The following is a 22,200-nucleotide window of genomic DNA, read 5'->3' on the forward strand; positions in this document are numbered from 1 at the left end:
AGGTTGGTCAGGGCGGTGGGGCCGTGGTCGATCCAGGAGATCAGGTGGTGGGCGTCGCAGAAGATCGGCGGTGCTTTGCACACGACGCAGCCTTTGTCGCGGGCGTTCAGGGCGCGGCGCATGGCGCGGTTGACGAAACGCTGGGCCATGGCGACGTCGAGGGGTTCGGAGTTGGCGCCGAGCACGATCGGGATGATCTGCGCCTCGCAGGCCAGCCGCCGGATCGCGCCGGCGGACAGTCCTTCGCCGTGGACCAGGGTGCCGACCGCGTGGGCGCCTGCGTCGGTGAGGTCTTTGAGGTCGATGGTGATCGTGATGTGCGCCTTCGGGCCGTGCCCGGCCACCGCCGCGGCACCACGCCCTGCGGCACCTGTCGCGGCGGCGCCAGTCTGGGAGGCGCTCTGGCCGGCGGAACCGTTGCCGTGTGGTGGTCCGGCGGTCTCCGCATAGTCGAGAGTCGCCGCTGCCGAGTCGGCCGGATCGCCTGGGCTGGCTGCGGTGGTGATGGCGTTGGAGGCGACGTTGAGCACGTCGGTGAGGGCGTCGGCGCGCCGCTTGTCCGGTGAGCGGGGGTCGAGTTCGCCGGTGACGGTCTTACGGGGCTTGGAGCCCTCCAGGATCAGGGCCTGGAACAGTTCGGCGTTGTCGTTGGCCAGGTAGCCGCTGAACTTCACCCCCCGGTCCGCGGTCCTCAGCCGCAACTCTTCGCGGGCGTAGGCCTTGTCCTCTTCCGGCGCCGGCCCGTCGGCATCCAGCAGGTCGCGGACCCGGCGGGCGGCCTTGCGCAGTTCCGACGGGTTGAAGTGGCGCCCCAGCGCGACGAGTTGTTCCTCGGCCACAGCCAGGTCCTCGACCGCGACCGTGTCGGGGACACCTTCCAGTTCGGCCACGATCGCCGCGGCCTGCGCCGGAGACAACACCACCCCCACGTCCGTACCGGCGTCGGCAGCTGCAGCTGCGTCGGGGCCGTCGGTGTCGGTGTCGGGGTTGACCGGTGGGAGGGCGTCGGCCACGGCGGGGTACTTCTGGAGGGCCTTGGCCAGGGCCAGGTCACGCTTGATCACGCCCGGGTCGAGGCGGTGCCGGAAGGCGAGCAGGCGGGCGGTGTCACCGGCGCCGAGGGTGGCGGCGTGGCCGGTCGCGTCGTAGGCGGCCAGGAGCTGTAGATGGTAGGTCTGCAGCCGGGAGATCTCGGCGTGGACCGCGTCGAGAGCCGCCAGCTGGTCGCTGTCGCTCATCGACCACACCGGTCGCTCGCCCAAGATCTCCATACCCGAGACCCTAGATGGCGCCTCGGACAGTTTCTGGTCCGGAAGGCCCTTATTTGTAAGGGATCCCGAAGATTGGCCGGAATTGGGTGGAGGCTCCGGATACAGACGAGTTGTCCACAACCCACCGAAACCTGTGGACCTGGCGGGAAGGGTGATGGGACGAATGAGTATCTGAGCAGGACCTACGCCGCAGATGTCAGGCACAAGCGGAAGCGAGGTGGAGCAAGGCGTGAGGGGGCGAGGGCGAGGCATAGGCCGCTGGCTGCGTGAGGGGACGGCGCAGGAAGCAGCCCGAGGCAGTAGGCATAGCGGGCGCGGAGGCAACGGCTAGCGCAGGTCACGAGTGAGCGCTGGTCACAGGTGGGCGGAGGTCACGGTGGGCGGAGGTCACGGGTGGGCGGAGGTCACGGGTGGGCGGAGGCGGGTCTGGCAACGAGGTGGTGATGAGCGGCGGGTGATCGGGGCGAGGTTGTCGAGCGCCGGAGTCGCCCTACCTCAACCCCGGGCAATCCGGAAGGACCTCGAGCGGATCCGTGCCGAGGACAGCAACTATCCAGGCCTCAATGATGCTCTGCGCGCGGTTGGAGCCGCACAGGGATGGTCGCGAGCGTCCGGGGCACCCCGGCTGCCTGTGAGGAGCGGCGTGGGGACTACTCGGCGTCGATTAGTTCCCAGTGGCGGCGTTTGGGGAGTAGGCGGGTGGCTAGGAGGGCGGCTGCGGCGCCGAGGATTACGCCGGGGATGATCCAGCGCCAGCCGGTGAGGGCTCCTTGTTCGGCTTTGACGGTGCCGGTGGGGGCGGCGGCGGGCTGGTCGACGGTGGCGGGCTGCTCGACCACCACCGGGCCGGAGGGGTCGGTCTGGGGAGGGCCGGTGGGGCCGCCGCCCCAGCCGTTGTGATTGGGGTCCTTGTCCAGGAGTCCGAGGGAGCCGAGGACCTCGGTCAGGCGGGCGCCGTTGATCGAGCGGTGCCAGACCGGCTGTGCGTTCAGACCCTGGCCCGACATCCCCTGGTCCTCGGTGGTGGCGATCCACGGACCGCCTGGCGCGTCCGGGTAGATGATGTCGAGGCGCCAGACCGACATGTCGTGGATCAGCCAGGTCGCCCGGATGAAGCCGCCGATCGATCGATCGTCACCGCCGGTCTCCGCGGTCGAGGGCACTCCCACGTCCAGCAGTTGCTGCAGCTCGTTGTACTTCGGATCCTCGTAGCCGGTGGCAACGACCTTGCCGATGCCCGGCGCGCTCAGCAGCACACTCGTCGGCCCGCCGGCCGCGGCCGGCATGACTCCAACAGCTGCCGTCACCAGCACGGCGACACCAAGCAGGACGGTACGGCGTACCCACGAGCGCATGGCGGTTCTCCTTCATTCGGCTACAACTGGTACACCGCCGACGCGCCACGGGTTCCACTAGCCGACGAGCAACTACCTGACAGCGGTCACCGCGATCGCCGTCGCCCGCGTCTTGTCCGCCAACCCCTCCAGCCGGAACGTCATCCCCTCGTACACCCACACCAAGGTGGGCCCGGCCACCCGTACCCGGACCTCGTTCCCGGTTTCGTCGTCCAGCACCAGCTCGTGCGGCGTGCTGAACCAGTAGCCGTTCACCACCTGCACGTACTCCAACTCCTTGTAGTACTTCTTGATGTACATCGGCGACAGCTGCGCCCTGAACTGCTCCAGGCGCACCACCCCGTCAGCGGTCTGCCAGCTCATCGCCACCATCCCCTTCGAGGCGTCAATCTTCGCCGGAGTTCCCAAGGCCTTGGGAACGATCGGCACGAAGCCAGCCCGGTCAGCCGCCTGCGGCAAGGTGAACTCCCCCGCAGCGACAGGAGGTTCCGGCGCACTCGTAGGTCCGGTGCCGACCGGCTGAGCCTGCACTCCCCCGATGTTCAGCCACTCGGCCACTGCAGCACGCACCGGCGGCGCTATGAGCGCTCCAACGAGCAGAACCGCCAACAGCGCCAGCAGCGCCCGCCACCGGCTCCGAACCACCTCAGCGAAGGTACGACGTACAGGAGGCTCGGCGATGCGCTCCAGCACTGCAGTGGCCAGTCCGTCAGCAACAGGAGGTACTGCGGCGGTGCGCCCGAGCGCGCGGAGTTCGTCTGCCAGCTGCTCGTCGGTCATCGCTGCACCTCCTTGTCGGGTAGTTGCGTCCGCAGGCGTCCCAGTGCGCGGTGGAGCCGCGACTTCACCGTGCCGCGCGGCCAGCCGAGCACCGTCGCCGTCTCCTGCTCGTCCAGGTCCAGCAGGTAGCGGCACGTCACCACCAGCCGGTACTGCTCGGGCAGAGCCTTCAGCGCCTCCAGCAGCTCGTCCCGGCGCTCAGTGGACAGCGCGTGGTCGGCCGGGTCCAGCACGAACTCCGGGAGTACGGCGAGCTCCTCCCGGCGCGACCTGCGACTCCGCGACCGCACCAGGTTGCGCGTCTCGTTCGCGACGATGCGCAGCAACCACGGCCGGAAGGCGGAGCCGCTGCGGAAGCTCCCGAGCGCGCGATACGCCTTGACGAAGGACTCCTGCACGACGTCGTCCGCCTCGGACCCGGCCCCGAGCAGTACCGCCGTACGTTTCGCCACCGGGGCATGGCGCAGCACCAGCTCGCCGTACGCGGCGGAGTCCCCACCACGCACCCGAGCCAGGATCGCCGGTTCGTCGACCTCGCTGATTCCGCCTCCTGTCCGATCCGCTCATTGTCTCTACACCGCCGGTCACCGATCGGTTCCAGGTCGTGGCTCACCCGCTAGGCCGATGTCATAAGGTCGGCAATGTGCCCGAAGTCGATGCGTCATTCCTCGCCCTGCCCCGCCACGAACTGGCCTCCGCCGCGCTGCAACGGGCGAAGGATCTCGGTGCCACGTTCGCCGAGTTCCGGCTGGAGCGGATCCGGTCGGAGTCCATCTCGCTGCGCGACGGCGTTCTCGAGAGCGCCAGCGACGACGAGGACCTCGGTCTCGCCGTCCGGGTGATCCACGACGGCACCTGGGGGTTCGCCGCCGGCGTCGCGCTGTCGACGGACGAGGCCGTCCGGATCGCCGAGCAGGCCGTGCACCTCGCGCAGGTCTCCCGGCCGATCAACTCGGAGCCGATCGAGCTCGCCGACGAGCCCGTGTACGACGACGTCACCTGGGTCTCGGCGTACGAGATCGACCCGCTCAGCCTGCCGCTTGCCGAGAAGGTCGCCCTGCTCACCGACTACAGCAACCGCCTGCTCCAGGCGGAGGGCGTCTCACACGTCACGGCGCACGTCTCGTCGGTGAACGAGTGCAAGTTCTACGAGAACTCCGAAGGCACCTCCACCACGCAGCAGCGAGTGCGGATCGGCCCTGACATCCAGGCGATCGCGGTGGACGCCGAGACTGGCCGGTTCGACTCGATGGCCAGTTGCGTCCCACCGGCCGGCCGCGGCTGGGAGTACATGACCGGTACCGGCTGGAACTGGGAAGAGGAGCTCGCCCAGATCCCCGGCTGGCTCGCGGAGAAGATGGCCGCGCCGAGCGTCGAGGCGGGCAGCTACGACCTGGTGATCGACCCGACCAACCTCTGGCTCACCATCCACGAGTCGATCGGCCACGCCACCGAGCTCGACCGCGCTCTCGGCTACGAGGCCAACTACGCCGGCACCAGCTTCGCCACCCTCGACAAGCTCAACACGCTGAAGTACGGCTCGCCGGTCATGCACGTCACCGGTGACCGCATCGCCGAGCACGGCCTCTCGACCGTCGGGTACGACGACGAGGGTGTCGCCGGGCAGCAGTGGGACCTGGTCAAGGACGGCATCCTGGTCGGCTACCAGGTGGACCGCTGGATGGCGAAGGTGAACGAGGACGTGCTCGGCACCAGCCGCTCCAACGGCTGCGCGTACGCCGACTCGGCCGGCCACATCCCGATCCAGCGGATGGCGAACGTGTCCCTGCAACCGGCGCCGGACGGTCCCTCCACCGAGGAATTGATTGCGCAGGTGAAGAACGGCATTTACATCGTCGGCGACAAGTCCTGGTCGATCGACATGCAGCGGTACAACTTCCAGTTCACCGGTCAGCGGTTCTACAAGATCACCGACGGCAAGCTCGACGGGCAACTGCGCGACGTCGCGTACCAGGCCACCACGACCGACTTCTGGGGGTCGATGGAGGCCGTCGGCGGACCGCAGACCTACGTCCTCGGCGGCGCGCTCAACTGCGGCAAGGCCCAGCCCGCCCAGTCCGGTGCCGTCACCCACGGTTGCCCGTCCGCGCTGTTCCGCGGCGTCCGCATTCTCAACACCACGCAGGAGGCCGGCCGGTGACGACCGTCATTCAGCTCACCCCGCAGGACACCATCGAGCGGGCCCTCGACCTGGCCGCCGCCGAGGGGGCCGAGGGCTGTGTGGTCCTCGTCGCCGAGACCTCGAGCGCGAACCTGCGCTGGGCCAACAACACCCTCACCACGAACGGCGCGATGCGCGGCTCGAGCGTCACCGTGATCGCGACGGTCGGCGCGGGCGAGGGAACCGCCGCCGGAGTCGCCGGTCGCTCGTCGGCCACGGAGGCGGAGTTGCGCGACCTAGTCGCGGCCGCGGTCGCCGCCGCCCGCGCCTCAGGGCCTGCCGAGGACGCCCGCCCGCTGGTCGACGGCACCGTCGGCGCCGGCTGGGACGAGGAGCCCGACGAGACCTCGGTCAACGTCTACGAGAGCTTCGCCCCCGCACTCGGCGAGGCACTCTCCCGCGCCGGCAAGGAGAACCGCTGGCTCTACGGCTTCGCCGACCACGAAGTCGTCACCCTGTACGTCGGATCGTCGACCGGCCTGCGGTTGCGTCAGAGCCTGCCTCGGGGATTCGTGACGGCTACCGGCAAGTCGGGTGACCTCAGTCAGTCGGCCTGGGTCGGCGCCGCCACCCGCGACTTCAGCGACATCGACCCGCTCGCGATCGACGCGGAGCTCACCCGGCGGCTCGGCTGGGCCACCCGCACCGTCGCGGTGGATGCCGGGCGGCACCCCACAGTGCTCACCCCTGCCGCGGTGGCGGACCTCGCGACGTACGTGTATTGGCGGCTCGAAGGGCGCGACGCCTATGAAGGGCGCAGCGTGTTCTCGAAGCCTTCGGGCGGGACCCGGGTCGGTGACGTGCTGTCGCCGCACCCGGTCGGCCTTCGGTCCGACCCGCACCTCGCTGGGCTGGAGACCTTCCCGTTCGCGGTGGCGCGGTCGTCGGGTGGGTCGTCGAGCGTCTTCGACAACGGGCTCACGCTGACTGCGACGGACTGGATCCGCGGCGGCAAGCTCGAGAACCTGATGCAGAGCCGGTTCACGGCCGATCTGACGGGTGCGCCCGCGGTGACTCCGCCGATCGGCAACTACGTGCTGTCTGTGGACGGCGCGACCGGGTCCGTGGACGACCTGGTGGCCGGGCTGGACCGCGGCCTGCTGGTGACCTGCCTCTGGTACATCCGCGTGGTGGAACCGCAGACGCTGCTGCTCACCGGTCTGACCCGCGACGGGGTCTACCTGGTGGAGAACGGCGAGGTGACGGGCGCTGTGAACAACTTCCGCTTCAACGAGAGCCCGGTCGACCTGCTCGCGCGCTTCACCGCGGCCGGAGCCACCGTGCCGTCCTTCTCGCGCGAGTGGGGCGACGAATTCTCCCGTACGGCGACGCCGCCGCTGCTGGTGCCCGACTTCAACATGTCCAGCGTCAGCCAGGCCAACTGACCCCGCGCCCCCGGCCGGCGTCCCGCAGTACGGCGCCGGCCCGGGTGTAGCGGCCTCGGGCGAACGGGGCCGGAGGTGCAAAGTCCCGCGGACCGGCGTCTCTCACCAAGTCCGCGGGACGTCGCGACGTCAAGCTCAGACGGTCGGGTAGCCCGGCTCCGGCGGGTTGTACCCACCCGGGCCGCCGAAGCGCTCGGCCGCCTTCGGGTCCGGGCCGTACTGGTTGTCCCCGGCAACGCCCTCCTGGGCGGCGAAGACGATGTAGATGATCCACCCGACACAGGGAATCAGGTTGATCAGCAACCACCAGCCACGACGGTTCGTGTCGTGCATCCGCCGGACGCCGACAGCGATCGAGGGGATCAGCACCGCCAGGCTGTAGATCGAGCCCAGCACACCTTGGTTGGCTGAACCGTAGGTCGTCCCGATGAGGTTGTCGATGATGCCCAGGATGATGCCGATGATCGCGTTGATCAGCACGAACATCCAGAACTCTTTGCGCCGAGCGCGACCGCTGAACTCGGCGTACTTCTTGATGACGTCCAAGTACCACTGCATTGGTGTTTCTCCGATGGTCGAAGGTGAGACGCGGACCGAGCCTGTCGGAACCGGACGGAGGAGTCAATGCAACTTTTCGCTTTGGTGACCACACCGCAACACGGCACGCCGTAGCTGGAGCGGACTTCAGCTCGCCGGGTGCGGTTTCGCCTGGGTCACTCGCCACAGTGCGTGCGGGTCCTCGGCGTAGGCGTCGGCGCCGCGCAACTCCCAGCGGTCGGCGAGTTCTCGCACCAGGTCGAGATCGAAGAACCTGCCGGCGAAGCCGTCCTTTGCATACAACCCGTCACCGATAGCGCTACATTTCCCGTATCCCCGGTCCTCGGTGGACCAGACTGTGTACACGAACAACCCACCCGGCCGCAGTACCCGGCGGATCTCGTTCACCAGCGAACGCATTTCCGCGCGGGAGAAGGCCATGTTCAGCAGGACATTCGCGTACACCGCGCCGACAGTAGCGTCCGCGGGGGGCAACGGGTCCCGGACGTCGTGCAGAGCCGCCGTCACCCGGTCGTCCAGGCCGTCACGCTGCGCGTCCAGGCGAAGCTGGTGCAGCGCCGCCTCGCTGAAATCCGTGGCGTGCACGCTGAATCCCTGCCTGGCAAGGTAGAGCGCGTCCCGCCCCTGGCCGGCGCCGAGCTCCAGCACGTCATCGATGCCTGCGGCACCGAACAGCTCGGCGGTCCAGCGGGCCGCTGCCGAGGGTTCCGCTCCGTGCAGGCTCGGATTCTGCTCGTAGGCCGTCTGCCATCGCTCTTGCTGAGCCCTTGCGAGCTCGACGTATCCAGTCTTCATCCTGCTCCCCGTGTTCGCCTCGCCGGTCTGGACGACCGGCAGACCCGCAGCAGCCTACGCGACGATTTGAGTAGACGTACTCAGGCGGCATCTCGTTCCTCCTTCGATAGTGAAAGGGACCCTGAGGAGGACGAAGCATGAACGCCGACTCGCCACCCACCTTCCGCTGCCCTGCCTGCCAGACCCCGCTCCACCTCGCCGTCAACCTCGCTCCACCACCCGCGCAGGCCGCACCTTCCGCCGCTGCGCCACCTCCCCTGCAGGCTTCACCTCCCGCGCCACCTCGCCTGGTATCGCGTGGGTCTGATGCTCCGCCGTTCCACCCCGTGGCACCGGCTGCCCATCCCGCGCCACCTCCTCGCGGTGTACAAGCAGGTCTGCACGCCCCGATCCAGCCCATGCCTCCGCTACCCCAGGCTCATCGCCTACCGCCCGCGCCCCCGAAGCCGCGCAAACCACGGCACCGGTTGAGCCCGCAGGCAACGCTTCTGGGCCTCGGCGTACTCCTCCTGCTGGCCGCCGGCGTCACCTTCCTCGCCGTGACCTGGGACAGCCTCCCCGTCGCGATCCAGGCGTCGATCATCGCCGCCCTCGCCGCGATCGCCCTGACCGGCGCCGTTCCCGCCAGCCGCCGCAAGCTCAACGGCACCGCCGAAGCGCTCGCCATCCTCGGCTGCGGCCTCCTCACCGTCGACCTGTACGGCGCCCGCGAGCTCGGCCTGATCCCGCCCAGCGCCATCGACGGACTCACGTACGCCGGTCTCGCCGCCGGGGTGGTTGCCGCCATCAACCTCCTGATGTCACGGTTCGCACCCAAGGTGATCACGTTCGGTGTCGCCACCGTGATCGTCGGTCAACTCCCGCTGCCGCTGATCCTGGCCGACCGCGTCGACCTCGCTCCGTACCTGCTCGGCCTGCTCGCACAGGTCGTGGTCACGTTGCTCTGGTCAGCGAAGGGAACCCACGTCATCCGGATCACCGGCTCGATCTGCGCTGGTCTCGTCTACTCGGCACTGCTCGGCATCGGCTCGGCCCGGGTCCTCCTCAGCCTGATCGCGCCCCACTCCCCCGATGACCGCTCCTTCTTCGACAACGTCGTCGGCGGATCCGCGACAGCGCTCTCTCCGGTTCTCGCGACGACTGGGGTGGTCTGCCTCGCCGCCCTGACCGGAGTCGGCCTGCTCCGCAAGTTCGCGCTCCCCCGTTCTCTCCCGCCCGCCTTCGGCGAATGCCTCTGCGTCGCGGCCGCCGCCTTCACCGTCGCCACCTGCTTGCCCCAGCTCCCCGTCGCCGGACGTTGGCTGACCACCGGCGCCGCGACTCTCCTGGCAATCGCCACGCTCCTGCGACCCCGACGTACCGGCGTCCTGACTCCCGTACTGGAGATCGCCACGCTGGTTGTTGCCTCGGTCAACCTTCTGACCTGCCTGGCCCTCGAGGATCTCGTGCAGCTGGGGCTGATCTCCGCCATCGTCGCCGCGTTGTCGCTTCTCGCTGTCTGGCGCAAGCGACTGCCCGCCTCAACCGGAGCTATCACTGCAAGTCTCGCGACCCAATTGGCGATCCTGCTGGTCCTGGCCGACGGGCTCTTCAGCGACTGGACGAGCGCGATCGCCCTCGCAGTAGTCGGCGGCTTCACCATCGCCCTCGCTTGCCTGCACGTCGGCCGACCGCTGGAGCCTGCCCTCCTCGGCCCGGCCGCCTCAGCCGTCACCATCGCCGAGCTCGTCATGCTGCTGGAGTCCCCCACCACCGGCACCGGCATCGTCCTCACCATCGCCGCGGCTCCCTTGGTCGCCTACGGCAAGCGCCCGGCCCGGCGCAACGCTCTACTGGTCGCGGCCCTGCTCCTGATCCTCGCGAACACCGCCTTCGTCCTCGGCGCCGACGCCACCACCATCGAGTGGTACACCGTCCCCCCGGCCCTCATCCTTCTGGCCATCGGCCTCCTGGGCTGGCGCGACCAGCCCAGCTGGATCTGCCTGGGCCCCGGCCTACTCCTCGGCCTGCTCCCCTCCGCGCTAGTTGCCAACAGCAACGACGAGTACCTCCGCACCACCTTCGTAGTAGCTGCCGCAGTCACCATCATCCTGATCGGCGTCCGCTACTACCTCCAAGCCCCCTTCATCATCGGCGCCGCCGTCCTCCTCAAAGTCGCCCTCTGGCAATTCGTCGAGGTGGCCCCTCTCATCCCCCGCTGGATCACCCTCGCCCTCGCCGGCCTCATCCTCCTAACAGTCGGCGCCACCTACGAACGCCGCCTCCAAAACGCCAAACAAGCCGCCCGCTGGATCACCGCCCTGCACTGACCCACGCGATACCTCGCTCTCCGTCCTCGCCACTTCCGCCCCTTTCACGGGGTAATGCGGTCCCGCATAATGACTGCAGGTGACAACGTGAGGACGGAGACGAGTGGCGGATCACGGTGATGAGTGGGATGCACCCAATGCGCTGGTACTGACGCATGTGCTGGAAAAGATGCGGGCGCGCGACGGATTGACTCTCGCCCGCTTGCAGGACGATCGAGGTCAGGCCGCCGCGCCGTTGCTCCAACTCCACGCCACCCAGCGTTTCGCCAACGTCTACAAGGTCGATCTCCCCTCCGCCGCCCACGGTGTCGTTTCCCAATGTGTGCTCGAGACGATCGACGGCACTCATCGCATCGTTGCCGACGCGATCCTGGCTCTCGGCCTCTTCTCCGACCTCCACAAAGAGCACGGCATCGAGGAACGCGTCATCCAATCCCTTCGCGCCGACTCACTCGGACTGCGGCGGCAGACACTTCTCGGCAACTGGCGCCGCCTCCACGAAGCGATGGGCCTGACTCCGGGCGAGCCACCGAGCGACCGAACCCTGCGCGGTACGACAGAGCACGAGGTACTGCGGGAGTTGGCACGGCAACTGATCCGGCGCGAAGTTACCTCCGTGGGCTCGAGGAGCGTCGTCCTACCGGCACCGGGCGAGGGGAATCCGAACGGCGCCGTGAGTCCGAAGGGGCGTGTCATCGTCGTCGGTGGTGCCGTCATGGACGCCACCTTCCGGACCAAGACGCTGCCGCAGAGCGAGACGTCGAGCGAGGCCTACGGATTCGATCTGTCGCCGGGCGGTAAGGGAGTGTCGCAAGCTGTTGCCGCGGCCAGGCTCGGGTTGGACGTGTCGCTGGTCGCGGCGGTGGCCGACGATCGGTTCGGGCAGGAGATCGTCCACTACCTGCGCGACGAAGGCGTCAACACCTCCTTGCTCAAAGTGGTCCGCCAAGCACGGACGCCGTTCACCGGAATCATCGAGATGGAACTCGGCGACAGCATCGCGGTGAACTGGCGGAACCAGATGGAGGTCCGGCTCGACGCCCGCGACATGGACGGACTCTCTCAGGAACTCACCGACTGCGACGCGGTCCTGGTCACCTTCGAGATCCCTCGCGAGACCGTGCAACGCACGCTGGAGCTCGCGCACCGCGCCGAGGAGGACAGACCACTCGTCATCGTCACCCCGGGACAGCCCTATCCGGACGACGACATCCCTCGCCATTCGCTGTCCCAGATCGACTACATGGTCGCGCACGCCTGGGAACTCGGCCGCTACTCACCTCCCGGTCAGGATCGGTTCGATCCAGACCCTGTCGCCCGCCACTTGCTCGCCTACGGAGTGGAGACGCTCTGCATCCCGGGGAACGGCGGCTGCACCATCTATTCGAGCACCGAACTGCAGACGTTCAGCGTGCCGAGCTTCCCGTCGATCTACAAAGAGTCGTCGGCCGCCCGCGACGCCTTCTGCGCCGCTCTTGCCGCGCAACTGATCGACAACGAGCGCACGTTCTCCGAGGAGCAGGCGCTCTGGGCCACTGCGGCCATGGCCTGCGCCACTGCCGACTTCCCACTGTCGAACTCGATGCCTGACCGCCGCCGCGTAGAAGCCCTACTCAGCCGCTCCCGCTTCACCGTCAAGCCGCACTAGTGACTTCTGCCACCAGTCGGTCGTTCGTGGATCAGCGGTGCAGCCGGCGCTGCAGGCCCTCGGGAACGTTCTCGGTCTCGCCCCTGGTCCGGCAGCAGAAGATCATCGAATCCAGCAAGGTCGCCTGACTCTGCTCGAATCTGGTATCGAAGGTGGCGCGCAATTCGGCCACATTCGTGGTCTGGAAAGCCGCCCGCAACTGCCGCGGGCTCATATAGCCGCGGTCGAAATATAGATAGGGCCTTGGCTTGATGGTCATCCAGCGATGCCAGTTCGCGGCGAGATAGCTCGACCCGGTGAATCCGAGATTAGGATCCACTGCGGTCGACAACAATTCCACCTGAGGCGCCGCGTGCCGGATCGCAGTGCGAACCTTGGACAGCAGATAGGAGATCGCATTCGGCGGAGCGACCGCGAAAGAATATACCCGCGAGATATCCCAGATGGCACTCATCGGTACGTCGAACTGCCGGGTGATCTGGCCGCCGACGCGTTTCCACTCGAGCGGTGAGACGCTGCACAAGCTGACCGGTTGGCCATACCTGGGGTCGACCAGCGCATAGTTCAGCGAGCCCGGCCGGGCACTCCGCAGGTAGTGCAGATGGCCGAAGATCTGCTCCGCCAGGCGCTCGTCGTACTCGACGAACAGGAGCTCCTGCAGCTTGAAAGTGGCATGCGGGACGAGGTCGGCGACCTTCGCCTGGTCCGTGCGGAGCTCGATGGCGCACCTGGCCAGCTCGGTCTTGATCTGCTGCCAGCGGAGCTGCCCGTCCCGTCTGGCCACGCGGGGCAGATGGAGCAGCGTCCGGACGATCAGCGCCCGTGGCTCGACATTGTTGAGCTCGGCAGCTTCCCGGGCCAGCTCTGCGAACTCAGAGTCATGGCCGCGGCAATCGTCGAGCGACACCGTTGCCGAACGCACCGGCACGGCCGCCAAGGGGGCGGCCGGTGAGCCGACCGGCCGGGCAACAGAAGCCTTCTGCTGCGGTGGAGTGCTGACCACGAGAGCCGCCCGTTCATTCAGTGCTCGATCGACTGACTCGCCTCGGCCGGCTTGTGGCCGAGCAGCTATCAGTCTCTTATGGTCCCGATAGCTGGCGTGGCTTGAAGACTAGCGGACAATCTGCCGCTAAACCCCCATTGCCGTCAACTTCGGGTAACGATTCGTCCACCGGTTGCCAAGGAAGTCGGGCCGCCTGCCATTTGGCAGCGCCCGGACCCAATTGGCAGCCTGCCCTCGCACATTGCCGGGACGCTGCCGAATTCAGGCAACCGGCCGACGGAACTTGGCATCCGCGGGCTCACCAATACTGCGGATTGACAGCCTTTTGACCGGACTTCTAATAGTACTGACAAACAAAACTGGAACGGGGCACCGGCACAATCTAGCGCAGTGCTGGTGGAAAGCAAATGATCGATGGGACGTGAACGACGGAAAAGAGGGATTGGCATGCCTCAGAATGAAATCATCGTGTCGCTCGTCGTACTGGCCACCGCCGTGATCCTCATCTCCTTCTGGAGGCAGATCCTCTTCATCCTTCTCTTCGGGGTGATCGTGGTCTTCTGCTTCGGCCTCTACAACGTCGCCGCTGCCGTTCAGCACTGAGCAGGCGACGACCCGCCCAGGCATTCCCTGGGCGGGTTATTTTCGTACGCTCTTCGGGTGACCGAAGACGCCGCGGACCTCAGCCTGGTCGAGATTCTCGACCAACTGAACGATCGCAAACTCTCGGCCCGTGAACTCGTCAACGATTGTCTGCGCCGGATCGAGGACGCGGAACCCACCATTCGCGCATTCGTCACCCAGACGCCGCACCTCGCCCTGGCAGCCGCCCGGCGCGCCGACGACGCCCGCGCGAAGGGCCTGGCGGTCGGCCCGCTGGCAGGAGTACCGGTGGCGGTGAAGGATCTCTTCCTCACCCGTGGAGTGCTCACCACCGCGGGCAGCAGGGTGTTCGCCAGTTATGTGCCGACAGAGGACGCCGCGGTTTGGCAGCGGCTCGCGGCGGCGGGGGCAGGACTGCTGGGGAAGACGACGACTCATGAGTTCGCCTACGGAACGGGGTCATCGCCGACCAGGAACCCCTGGGACATCCGGCGGACGCCAGGCGGGTCCTCCGGCGGATCGGCGGCTGCGCTGGCCATGCGGATGGCACCCGTGGCGACTGGCACGGATACGGGTGGTTCGTTGCGGATCCCCGCCGCGGCCTGCGGCGTGTCCACCCTGCGCAGTGCGATCGGCCGGCTGTCGCGGTACGGCGTGATTCCGTTGTGCCCGTCGTTCGACGTCACCGGGCCGATGGCTCGGCGGATGCTGGACGTGTCACTGCTGATGCGAGTGCTCGCCGGGTACGACGTACGCGACCCCGGCAGCCACGACGCCGCCGTACCGGACTATCCGTCTGCTCCCCCGGCGGATCTCACCGGGGTACGGATCGGGCTGCCGATCGAGATGTCGTGGAAGGAGGTGGACGAGCGCTTCGCGGACGTCTGCCGGGAGGCCCTGCACGAACTCGTCACCCGCGGCGCGAAACTCGTCGAGATCGGTACGCCGGCGCTCGCGCAGGAGGTGCTGCGCGAGCACGACGGCGTCTTCGACACGATCACCCAGGTCGAGGCGTTGGAGATCCACGACAAACTGCTCCCCCATAGCCACCTCTACACCCCGCAGGTGCGCGACCGGGTGCAGATGGGCGAGACCGTCAGCCCGGAGCGGTACACCGAGGCCCTGCAACTTCGGGACCGATGGGAGAGCAAGTGGCGGCAGATCATGTCCGACCACCGGCTGGACGCGATCGCCCACCCGACCATCGACGCACCGCCACCGCTGATCGACGCAGGCCGTGAACCCGATGGCCCGCACATCCGGCTGTCCGTCCCCTGGTCCGTCGCCGGGTTCGCGGCACTCAGCGTCCCCGCGGGCCTGGACGACCGCGGCCTGCCGGTCGGCCTGTCCCTCGCCGCCCTCCCCGAACGCGAGGCCCAACTGCTCGGCCTCGGCATCGTCATCGACGAAGAGCTCCAGAGCTGGCGTAAGCAGCCGCCCTGGTCACCACGGGCGGCTTGGGCGCACGGCGGCGACTGAGGACAGCTGATTCGGGAGGCGACCGGTTACTGGGATGGGCGGGCGGGTGTCGAGGTCGGCGTAACCGAGGCTCAGGCGGTAGCCGTTCAACGGATAACGGGCGAAGGTTTCGTCGAGGAGGTCGGTGGCGGTGAGGCGGTCGGCGTACTGCGGATGCTCGGCGGCGTAGAGCTCGATTTCTCCCCGGGTCATGCCCCAGAAGCGGTCAGCGGTCAGGAGCCCGGCGTCGGATAGGAGGGCGGCGAGAGGGTTCAAGACGCCGAGTAGCAGGGCGTCTACCAAGTACTGGCGGAGGATGTGCCAGGGCTTTCGGGGGAGGACTCGGGCGTGGGAGTCCGGTTCTATGCCGCGGGCCTCTATGGGGGTGGTGGAGACGTTGATGTCGTCGACGAGATCTTTGATGACGAGGCGGGCCGGGAGGCCTTCGGGTCCGCAGATGATGGCGAGGTTTTCGCCGTGCGGGTTCACGGTGATGCCGTAGTGGTGCATGAGGTGGAGCAGGGGACGCAGGAGTGTGGCTAGGAGGTCGCCGATCCAGGCGGAAGCGTCGACACCCGAGCGGGCGATCATCGCGGCGACCAGGGGCTCTCCGGCGCTGTCGCGGTGCAGTACTGCGGCCAGGGGCCACGCCGACTCACCGGGTTGAAGCCGCGGATCCAGGGGATCTCGCCAGATGCAGCCGAGGGTTTCGGTCCACTGGTATGGGATTCCGGGAGCGGAGGACAGCTGGGGATGCCGCACGGTCACAGAGGCGACCTCGCCCAGGAGTTCCGTGCCGAGCCGGCCGAACACCTCGTCGCGGTACCAGAGGCCGCGCAGCCACTGGGTGACCATCGGGGCGGCCAGTGTGCAGTGTTCGGGGATGCCGCGATACATGGAGGTGTTCAGGATCTTCAGTGGGAGCTTCACCTGGCACCGCAGCGGCTGCGACACGTTCACCATCGTCCGGATCGACTGCGTCGGGAGGTAGTCGTCCGGCCCCTCCCCCAGCACCACGATCTCCCCAGTGGCCAGCTCACGAGCCCACTGCGTGCCTACTACGTGGTCGAGCTGCCACGGGTGGCACGGCAGCCAGACATACGAGTCGGGGTCGACCGTCCGGTTTCGGAACTCCTCGAGCACAGCAGCACCCAGTTCGCGACCGACAACCGCGTGCTCCGACAGGTCCGGCGTACCGCGGAACTCGGCGAGGCCGCGGCGTACAGCCAGCCAGACAAGGCGAAGCGGCGTCCGGACCTCCGGGGTGTAGCGCAGGCTGTCAGCCGCCGAGAACCCCAGACGCCCCTTGTTGGCCACCAACAACGGATGTCCAGTCAGGTGGCCCTCAAGCTCGCTTGACCAGCTCCGCGTTCGGCAGCGCAGCACCCGCCATCCGTACGTCGGCGGCCAGCGTGCTCGACAGTTCGGCGACATAGCCAGCCACCGTCTGACCAGACAGCCCCAACACGCCGGCGGCGTCCACCAGGAACTGCACCGGGTCCGTCGCCACCTCGCTCTCGTCGTTGCCGAGGATGCCCGCAGCTGTACGGCGTACCAACGCGGGGTCGACTCGCCAGCTGCCGAACGCGCCACGGGTGGACGAGAAGGTGTAGGTCGCAGCACCGAGCTCCAGAACACCGTCAACGGGGTGCAGCAGGTCCTCGGTGCAGAGCTGCGAGATCAGCTTGGCGAGCAGCTCAGACGAGCAACGTGTCCAGTTCATCCGGGGAGGGAGAAGCTGCTGAAGGCGGTGGACTTGGGCAGCCGGAAGATCTCCCGCCCGGCGACGGCGTTGAGGATCGTCGCGTTGCGGATCGCCCCGATACCGAGGTCGGGGGCCGCTACGCCGTGGCTGTGCAGGTCCGCGTTCGCGACGAAGAGCCGGCCGCCCAGTGCATCGTCGGAGACGCCGACACTGTGGTCCCGGTTGATCACCCAGCGCCCGGCGGCGTCTCGGCGTACAAGCGGGTCTACCGACTTCAGGAAGGGCAGGGGGCGGTTGCTGTAGCCAGTGGCGGCTACTACGGCGTCGCAGACGTGCTCGAAGGTGCGACCGCTGTCCGTATGGCGCAGGGTCAGCTCAATGGCGTCTGCACGGGCTACAGCCGCCTCCACGGCGACACCGCACTGCAGGTCGATCGGAGCCATCGGTGAGGCGTTGAGGTCGCGCTGGTAGAGCACGTCGTGGATCTCCTCCAGCGTGTCCGAGGAGATGCCCTTGTAGTGCAGCCACTGCTCCTTGACCAGCCGATCACGGGCCGGCTCGTCCAGTGCGTGGAAGTAGTCGACATACGACGGGGTCGTCATCTCCAGCACCAGCTTGGAGTAGTCCAGCGGCGCGAACGACGGAGTACGGGTCAACCAACTCACGGTGGGTCCACCGGCGGCGTTGGCCCGCAACAAGTCCAGTGCACACTCGGCGCCGGACTGGCCCGACCCGACCACAGTGACTCGTCCGGCCCGCAGCAGATCCTGCCGCCGGAACAGGTAGTCAGCGGAGTGCAGGAACCGCTCCGGAGGCAGCCCAGCCAGCGCAGCCGGTACTGCGGGCTCCGTGCCGACCCCTAGCACCAAGTGGCGAGCCTGCAACGACACAACGCGGCCAGCGCGCTCCACGGACAGGACGAAGAACTCCCCGTCCCACACCACGTCAGCCACGTGATGCCCGAAGTGCAGTGAGTCCAGCTGCGCCGCGCACCACCGCAGATAGGCCTCGTACTCGCGCCGGGTCGGGTGGAACTTCTCCCGCACGTAGAACTGGTACAGCCGGTCACTGTCCCGCAGGTACGACAGGAACGACAGCGGGTGCGCCGGCTCCACCAGGCTGACCAGGTCGGCCAGGAACGACACCTGCAGCATCGCGTCGTCGAACATCAGCCCGCGGTGCCAGGTGAACTCGGGCCGGCTGTCCAGCACCGCCAAGTTCACGTCGTCCAGGCCGTCGGCCAGCGCGGCCAGTCCCAGGTTGAACGGGCCACACCCGATCGCGATCACGTCGTAAGGGGCGGTAGTCATCTCTCAGGCCTCCACAGTCCGGGTCCGGACCATCAGTAGTGCGGTTTTCTCGGGCAGCTGTAGCTCCCCTTGGGGTTCGAAGCCGGCCGCGGCGAATGCGCGGACCGACGGGGTGTTGCCGGCGTCCGGTTCGGCGACCACCCGGTGGCAACGGGGATCGGCCCGCAGCAGCGCGTCGGCGAGCGACCGGAGCAACCTGCGCCCGATCCCCCGGCCGACCCGGGTGGTGTCACCGATGGCGATGTGGACACCCCAGTCGTGCTCCTCGCAGGCGTAGTACTCCGCCAGGCGGTCGTGCCGAACCCGGTAGAGCTCGACGTACGCGAGGTCCTCACCGTCGAGCGCGGTCATGCAGGGGATCGAGTGCTCGCCCGCGGCCTGCTCCTCGAGCACCTCGACCCAGCGCTCGACCGCCCAGTCCTGCTGCCACCACTGCCAGATGTGTGGCTGCCTCATCCACCCAGCGATGACGGCCGCATCCACTGCAGTGGCGGGGCGAAGGTCGAAGCCTTGGTCCAAGTGCAGCGACCGGGGTGGTGGGGTGGGCAAGGAATCCGACACTGCCGCTACGTCGCACCTCACAGGGCACCCAGCTGGAGCGGGTTCGGGACCTCCAAATAGACCGACTGGGCGTCCAACGGCGCCACCACCTCGTCGATCCCGCGTAGCCGGGTCATCATGTTCGCCTTGCACGGCAACCGGTCCGCCGAAAGCCAGCGCTGCGCCAGGCGATCGCCGTCCGGCCCGGCCGCCTTCAGCGACGGCAGCGCCTCCGACAGCCGGTCGCGAACCACGGAGAGCAGCGTGTCCTCATCAGCGAGCCCGTCCATCGCCAGACACCCGACGACCGCCAGAGCCTGGTTGTGGAGCAGGTAGTACGTCAGCCGGTCGTCCACGATCGCGTCCTCGACCACAGCCAGCGTGGAGTCCCTGAGCCCCGTCACAGCCAGCAGACCCTGCAGGTACGACGATGCGAGGTAATACCCCTGGTTATCCCGGTAGGCACCACCAGCAACCCTCCCGGCGTCGTCCAGCCGGACCAGGGTGTTCTGCTGATGCGCCTCCAGCCCGATCCCCGTCTCGGCGTACAGGTGGAGCATCGGGACCAGCACCTGATCGATGTACTCCGCTACCCACGCCGCCGCGCCACCCTCGCCATGCCCTGCCACTACCGCGCCGAGCCGGCTGAGCTGCCCCGGCCGCGGTGCTACCAGTCCGGCGAGACACGCACAGCTGTCGACGCCAGCCGGTACTTCCCGGACCGCGACATCCAGCCCGGTCAACGTCGGGCCGCCCTCATCGAGCGCAACCCACGCCGGGTCCCGCACGATGGAGAACCGCGGATGGGCGGTCGCAGTACCGGCGTTGTACGCCGCGTCGAGCAGCCGGTTGATCTCCAGACCGCGGCGGAGCTCCGTCGGGGTGGACTCGCGCCGGGAGTTCGTGATGCGCAGCCCGAGCGACAGCTTCAGCATCACGGGCAGGTCCGGGTGGTAGACGGTGCGCAGGCTCGACGTCGGGTACCACTGGGCGCCGAGGGGCCCCAAGGCCTTCATCCGGCGCTCGGCGAGCAGTGTGGCTACTCGCGGCCGCTTGAGCACGTCCGCGGACTGCCACGGGTGCGCCGGGATCAGCACGCGCCCGGGAGTAGGCGTGATGCCCGCCAGCGCGGCCATTAGCTGCAGGGCGTCCAGTCCCTGCAGTGAAGGCGCGCCGGCCACCTGGTCCGAGGAGACCAGCTCAGCGTCCACCTCGAACCAGTGCACCGCGAAGCGGCCTCCCAGCTCCGGCGAGTACGCCGTGAGCTCGGCACCGCTCAACCCGTCCCGGCTCTTCGGAGCGGGGTGGTTCAGGTGGCCGAACAGCAACACCTGCTCGGCCTCCAGAAAGCGGCCAGGGCCTCGCTCGCCCTGCTCGCCGACGAACACCGCGACATTGCGGACGGACTCCGCGGTTCGCGCCGCCAGGTCGTCGATCTCGGCCGGGTCGGCATCGGCCGACAGCAACCGGACCAGCTCCTCCGGCGCCGGCGCCACCCCGTCCACCAGTACGTCTGTGAACAAGTGCAGACCGGTTCGCGAGGCGTGCTGAACGACGGCCGTCACCGTCGAGCCATCGGCCGTCAGGGACAACTGCCCGGCGGAGACCGGTACGGAGGTCTCTCGGGTGTAGCACCGCAGAATCGCGTTCAGATGTGCCTCGACGGCCACTGAGGTAGGTCCAGCCATTGAGCCTGGTGAAGTCACGCCGCTCCTTCTCCGCTTGCCATCCGGTCCGACAGGACGTCGTGACCGGTGGCCACGACCTGGTCGAGCAGTTCCTCGATGTCCGTCGTGGTGGCATTCGGGTTCAGCAGCGTCAACTTCAACGCGACCGCCGCCGGGCGGCCGCCGCGGGCCGGCACCTTCGTCCGGCCGACCAGCACCCGTCCCGACGTCAGCAACCGGCGCCGGACCTCACCCTGGACACCGTCGAGCCAGTCGTCAGTCAGCTCGGCCGCCGCCAGCTCCCGCCCCCCGACCCGGAACAGCACCGTGGTCAGGGTCACCGGCGCCAGCAACTCGAGGTTGCTGTCGGCAACGACCCGGGCCGCGGCGGCGTGCGCGAGCTCGTGACAGGTGTCGAGCATCTTGCCCAGTCCGGCCCGGCCGTATGCGGTCAGCGTGGTGGCGACTTTCACCGCGTCCGGCCGACGGGTCGTCTGCAGGCTGCGGCCGAGCAGCCCGTCCAGCCCGGAGTCGATGTCGTCCGCCGGGTTCAGGTAATCCACCGACCGGCCAAACGCCTCGAACCGGTTCCGGTCGGCGACCAGCAGCATGCTGGTGGCGGCCGGCTGCCAGCCGATCTTGTGCAGGTCCAACGTCACCGAGTCCGCGCACGGCAACTCGGCGACCAGCGGAGCCAGCCGGTCGGAGAACAGCGCACCGAACCCGTACGCCGCGTCCACGTGCAACCAGGCGCCATACTGGCGCACGAGCTCGGCGATCCCCGCGATCGGGTCGATCGAGCCGTAGTCCGTCGTACCGGCGGTTGCCACCACGGCGACCGGAGTACGGCCGGGCTCGGCGAGCTCGTCGGCGAGCACATCCAGGCGCATCCGGAAGTCGTCGTCGGAGGCGATCGTGACGGCCGCCTCCTCCCCCAGCCCAAGCGCGGCACAGGCTCGCTGCACAGAGAAGTGGGCCAGCTCGGAGCAGAACACCACCGGCTTCTGGAGCCCGTGCATCCCGTGGCGTCGTACGTCGATCCCTGCCGCGGCTGCGGCACTGTCCCGCGCGATCAGCACGGCCAGCAGGTTGGAGATCGAGCCGCCAGGCGTCAGTACTCCGTCGGCTGCCGGGCCGAAACCGGCGAGCCCAGCCAGCGCCCGGACCACCCACTGCTCGATCGCCAGGGTGGCAGGGCCGGAGTCGTAGGTGTCCATCGAGGCGTTGCTCGCCGAGGCCAGCGCGTCGGCGTCGACCGCGACCTGGAGGACCGGCGGCTGCAGGTGGGCGGCCGCGTGCGGGTGACTAAGGTCGATGCCGTTCTCGTCCAGCAGACCTGCGATCAGGTCGAGCGCCGCGGACTCGCCCACACCGGTGGACGGCACCCGCGCCTCGCCCAGAATCTCCAATGTCCGCTGCAGCACCGCCGTCGGCAGCCCGGCGGGCAGCGGGCCACGGTCGCGATCCGCCACCGTCGACGCCAACGGCCAGCGCGGACAGGAGTCCTTCTCGACGAGACGCCGATCGCGGCCGAAGGGACTGAGCGGGGCATCGGCAGGCAGAGGGCTGATATGTAGGGCCTTCTTGTCAAGTGGGCAGGGCGAATTGGTCCTGAGTTTCGGGTCAGGACA

Annotated in this window: 19 protein-coding genes; 6 read left to right on the top strand and 13 right to left on the bottom strand. The window is 68.2% G+C overall.

Going from position 1 to position 22,200, the window contains the following annotated elements:
- The 4 genes from ACFPJ1_RS21205 to ACFPJ1_RS21220 all read right to left on the bottom strand — a co-directional run.
- A partial coding sequence (locus ACFPJ1_RS21205) for an HNH endonuclease signature motif containing protein (protein ID WP_380106264.1) occupies positions 1-1,271 on the bottom strand: 1,271 nt, incomplete at its 3' end.
- A gap of 650 nt (positions 1,272-1,921) precedes the next feature.
- Positions 1,922-2,626, bottom strand: a complete 705-nt coding sequence (locus ACFPJ1_RS21210) for a hypothetical protein (RefSeq protein WP_380106265.1) — start codon at positions 2,624-2,626, stop codon at positions 1,922-1,924.
- Positions 2,627-2,698: 72 nt separating this feature from the next.
- Positions 2,699-3,406 (bottom strand): hypothetical protein, encoded by a 708-nt coding sequence (locus ACFPJ1_RS21215; protein ID WP_380106266.1) that lies wholly within the window; start codon positions 3,404-3,406, stop codon positions 2,699-2,701.
- Positions 3,403-3,912, bottom strand: coding sequence for an RNA polymerase sigma factor (locus tag ACFPJ1_RS21220; RefSeq protein WP_380106267.1), 510 nt, complete (start codon positions 3,910-3,912; stop codon positions 3,403-3,405). Before ACFPJ1_RS21220 ends, ACFPJ1_RS21215 begins: the two co-directional genes overlap by 4 nt.
- A gap of 137 nt (positions 3,913-4,049) precedes the next feature.
- On the opposite strand from ACFPJ1_RS21220, the gene ACFPJ1_RS21225 reads away from it, so the two are divergent.
- Together ACFPJ1_RS21225 and ACFPJ1_RS21230 are read left to right on the top strand one after the other, a co-directional pair.
- Positions 4,050-5,567 (top strand): TldD/PmbA family protein, encoded by a 1,518-nt coding sequence (locus ACFPJ1_RS21225; RefSeq protein WP_380106268.1) that lies wholly within the window; start codon positions 4,050-4,052, stop codon positions 5,565-5,567.
- On the top strand, positions 5,564-6,973 hold the full coding sequence (locus ACFPJ1_RS21230; protein WP_380106269.1) for a metallopeptidase TldD-related protein: 1,410 nt from the start codon (positions 5,564-5,566) through the stop codon (positions 6,971-6,973). The genes ACFPJ1_RS21225 and ACFPJ1_RS21230 overlap by 4 nt, the downstream gene beginning before the upstream one ends.
- 135 nt (positions 6,974-7,108) lie before the next feature.
- Here ACFPJ1_RS21230 and ACFPJ1_RS21235 read toward each other — a convergent pair whose 3' ends face one another.
- A complete protein-coding gene (locus ACFPJ1_RS21235) occupies positions 7,109-7,531 on the bottom strand; it encodes a DUF805 domain-containing protein (RefSeq protein ID WP_380106270.1) in 423 nt (140 codons plus the stop codon).
- A gap of 126 nt (positions 7,532-7,657) precedes the next feature.
- Complete coding sequence (locus ACFPJ1_RS21240; protein WP_380106271.1) at positions 7,658-8,326, bottom strand: class I SAM-dependent methyltransferase; 669 nt, start codon at positions 8,324-8,326, stop codon at positions 7,658-7,660.
- A 467-nt stretch (positions 8,327-8,793) separates the two neighbouring features.
- Between ACFPJ1_RS21240 and ACFPJ1_RS21245 the strand changes: the two genes are divergently transcribed.
- Both ACFPJ1_RS21245 and ACFPJ1_RS21250 read left to right on the top strand, forming a co-directional pair.
- Positions 8,794-10,635: an SCO7613 C-terminal domain-containing membrane protein gene (locus ACFPJ1_RS21245; RefSeq protein ID WP_380106272.1), complete on the top strand. Its 1,842-nt coding sequence runs from the start codon at positions 8,794-8,796 to the stop codon at positions 10,633-10,635.
- A gap of 103 nt (positions 10,636-10,738) precedes the next feature.
- Positions 10,739-12,283, top strand: coding sequence for a PfkB family carbohydrate kinase (locus ACFPJ1_RS21250; RefSeq protein WP_380106273.1), 1,545 nt, complete (start codon positions 10,739-10,741; stop codon positions 12,281-12,283).
- Positions 12,284-12,314: 31 nt separating this feature from the next.
- Here ACFPJ1_RS21250 and ACFPJ1_RS21255 read toward each other — a convergent pair whose 3' ends face one another.
- Complete coding sequence (locus ACFPJ1_RS21255) at positions 12,315-13,286, bottom strand: Mom family adenine methylcarbamoylation protein (protein ID WP_380106274.1); 972 nt, start codon at positions 13,284-13,286, stop codon at positions 12,315-12,317.
- A gap of 447 nt (positions 13,287-13,733) precedes the next feature.
- Here ACFPJ1_RS21255 and ACFPJ1_RS21260 point away from each other — a divergent pair, with 447 nt between their 5' ends.
- Both ACFPJ1_RS21260 and ACFPJ1_RS21265 read left to right on the top strand, forming a co-directional pair.
- Positions 13,734-13,889 (top strand): hypothetical protein, encoded by a 156-nt coding sequence (locus ACFPJ1_RS21260; protein WP_158292744.1) that lies wholly within the window; start codon positions 13,734-13,736, stop codon positions 13,887-13,889.
- A gap of 57 nt (positions 13,890-13,946) precedes the next feature.
- Positions 13,947-15,368 carry an amidase gene (locus ACFPJ1_RS21265; protein ID WP_380106275.1) on the top strand — a complete coding sequence of 474 codons (1,422 nt, stop codon included), beginning with the start codon at positions 13,947-13,949 and terminating at the stop codon, positions 15,366-15,368.
- Here ACFPJ1_RS21265 and ACFPJ1_RS21270 read toward each other — a convergent pair.
- The 6 genes from ACFPJ1_RS21270 to ACFPJ1_RS21295 are packed head-to-tail and all read right to left on the bottom strand — an operon-like array spanning position 15,333 to position 22,140.
- Positions 15,333-16,664, bottom strand: coding sequence for an IucA/IucC family protein (locus ACFPJ1_RS21270; RefSeq protein WP_380106276.1), 1,332 nt, complete (start codon positions 16,662-16,664; stop codon positions 15,333-15,335). The genes ACFPJ1_RS21265 and ACFPJ1_RS21270 overlap by 36 nt on opposite strands.
- Positions 16,665-16,692: 28 nt before the next feature.
- Positions 16,693-17,070 carry a hypothetical protein gene (locus ACFPJ1_RS21275; RefSeq protein ID WP_380106277.1) on the bottom strand — a complete coding sequence of 126 codons (378 nt, stop codon included), beginning with the start codon at positions 17,068-17,070 and terminating at the stop codon, positions 16,693-16,695.
- Complete coding sequence (locus ACFPJ1_RS21280; RefSeq protein WP_380106279.1) at positions 17,067-18,362, bottom strand: lysine N(6)-hydroxylase/L-ornithine N(5)-oxygenase family protein; 1,296 nt, start codon at positions 18,360-18,362, stop codon at positions 17,067-17,069. Before ACFPJ1_RS21280 ends, ACFPJ1_RS21275 begins: the two co-directional genes overlap by 4 nt.
- A gap of 3 nt (positions 18,363-18,365) precedes the next feature.
- Positions 18,366-18,944: a GNAT family N-acetyltransferase gene (locus tag ACFPJ1_RS21285; protein ID WP_380106280.1), complete on the bottom strand. Its 579-nt coding sequence runs from the start codon at positions 18,942-18,944 to the stop codon at positions 18,366-18,368.
- On the bottom strand, positions 18,941-20,608 hold the full coding sequence (locus tag ACFPJ1_RS21290) for an IucA/IucC family protein (protein ID WP_380106282.1): 1,668 nt from the start codon (positions 20,606-20,608) through the stop codon (positions 18,941-18,943). The genes ACFPJ1_RS21285 and ACFPJ1_RS21290 overlap by 4 nt, the downstream gene beginning before the upstream one ends.
- The gene (locus ACFPJ1_RS21295) at positions 20,605-22,140 is read right to left on the bottom strand and encodes a pyridoxal phosphate-dependent decarboxylase family protein (protein WP_380106284.1); all 1,536 of its coding nucleotides are present in this window, start codon (positions 22,138-22,140) and stop codon (positions 20,605-20,607) included. The genes ACFPJ1_RS21290 and ACFPJ1_RS21295 overlap by 4 nt, the downstream gene beginning before the upstream one ends.
- Between the last annotated feature and the right edge of the window lie 60 nt (positions 22,141-22,200).

Origin of the sequence: Kribbella qitaiheensis (assembly GCF_042657745.1) — a bacterium.
Taxonomy (GTDB): Bacteria; Actinomycetota; Actinomycetes; order Propionibacteriales; family Kribbellaceae; genus Kribbella; species Kribbella qitaiheensis.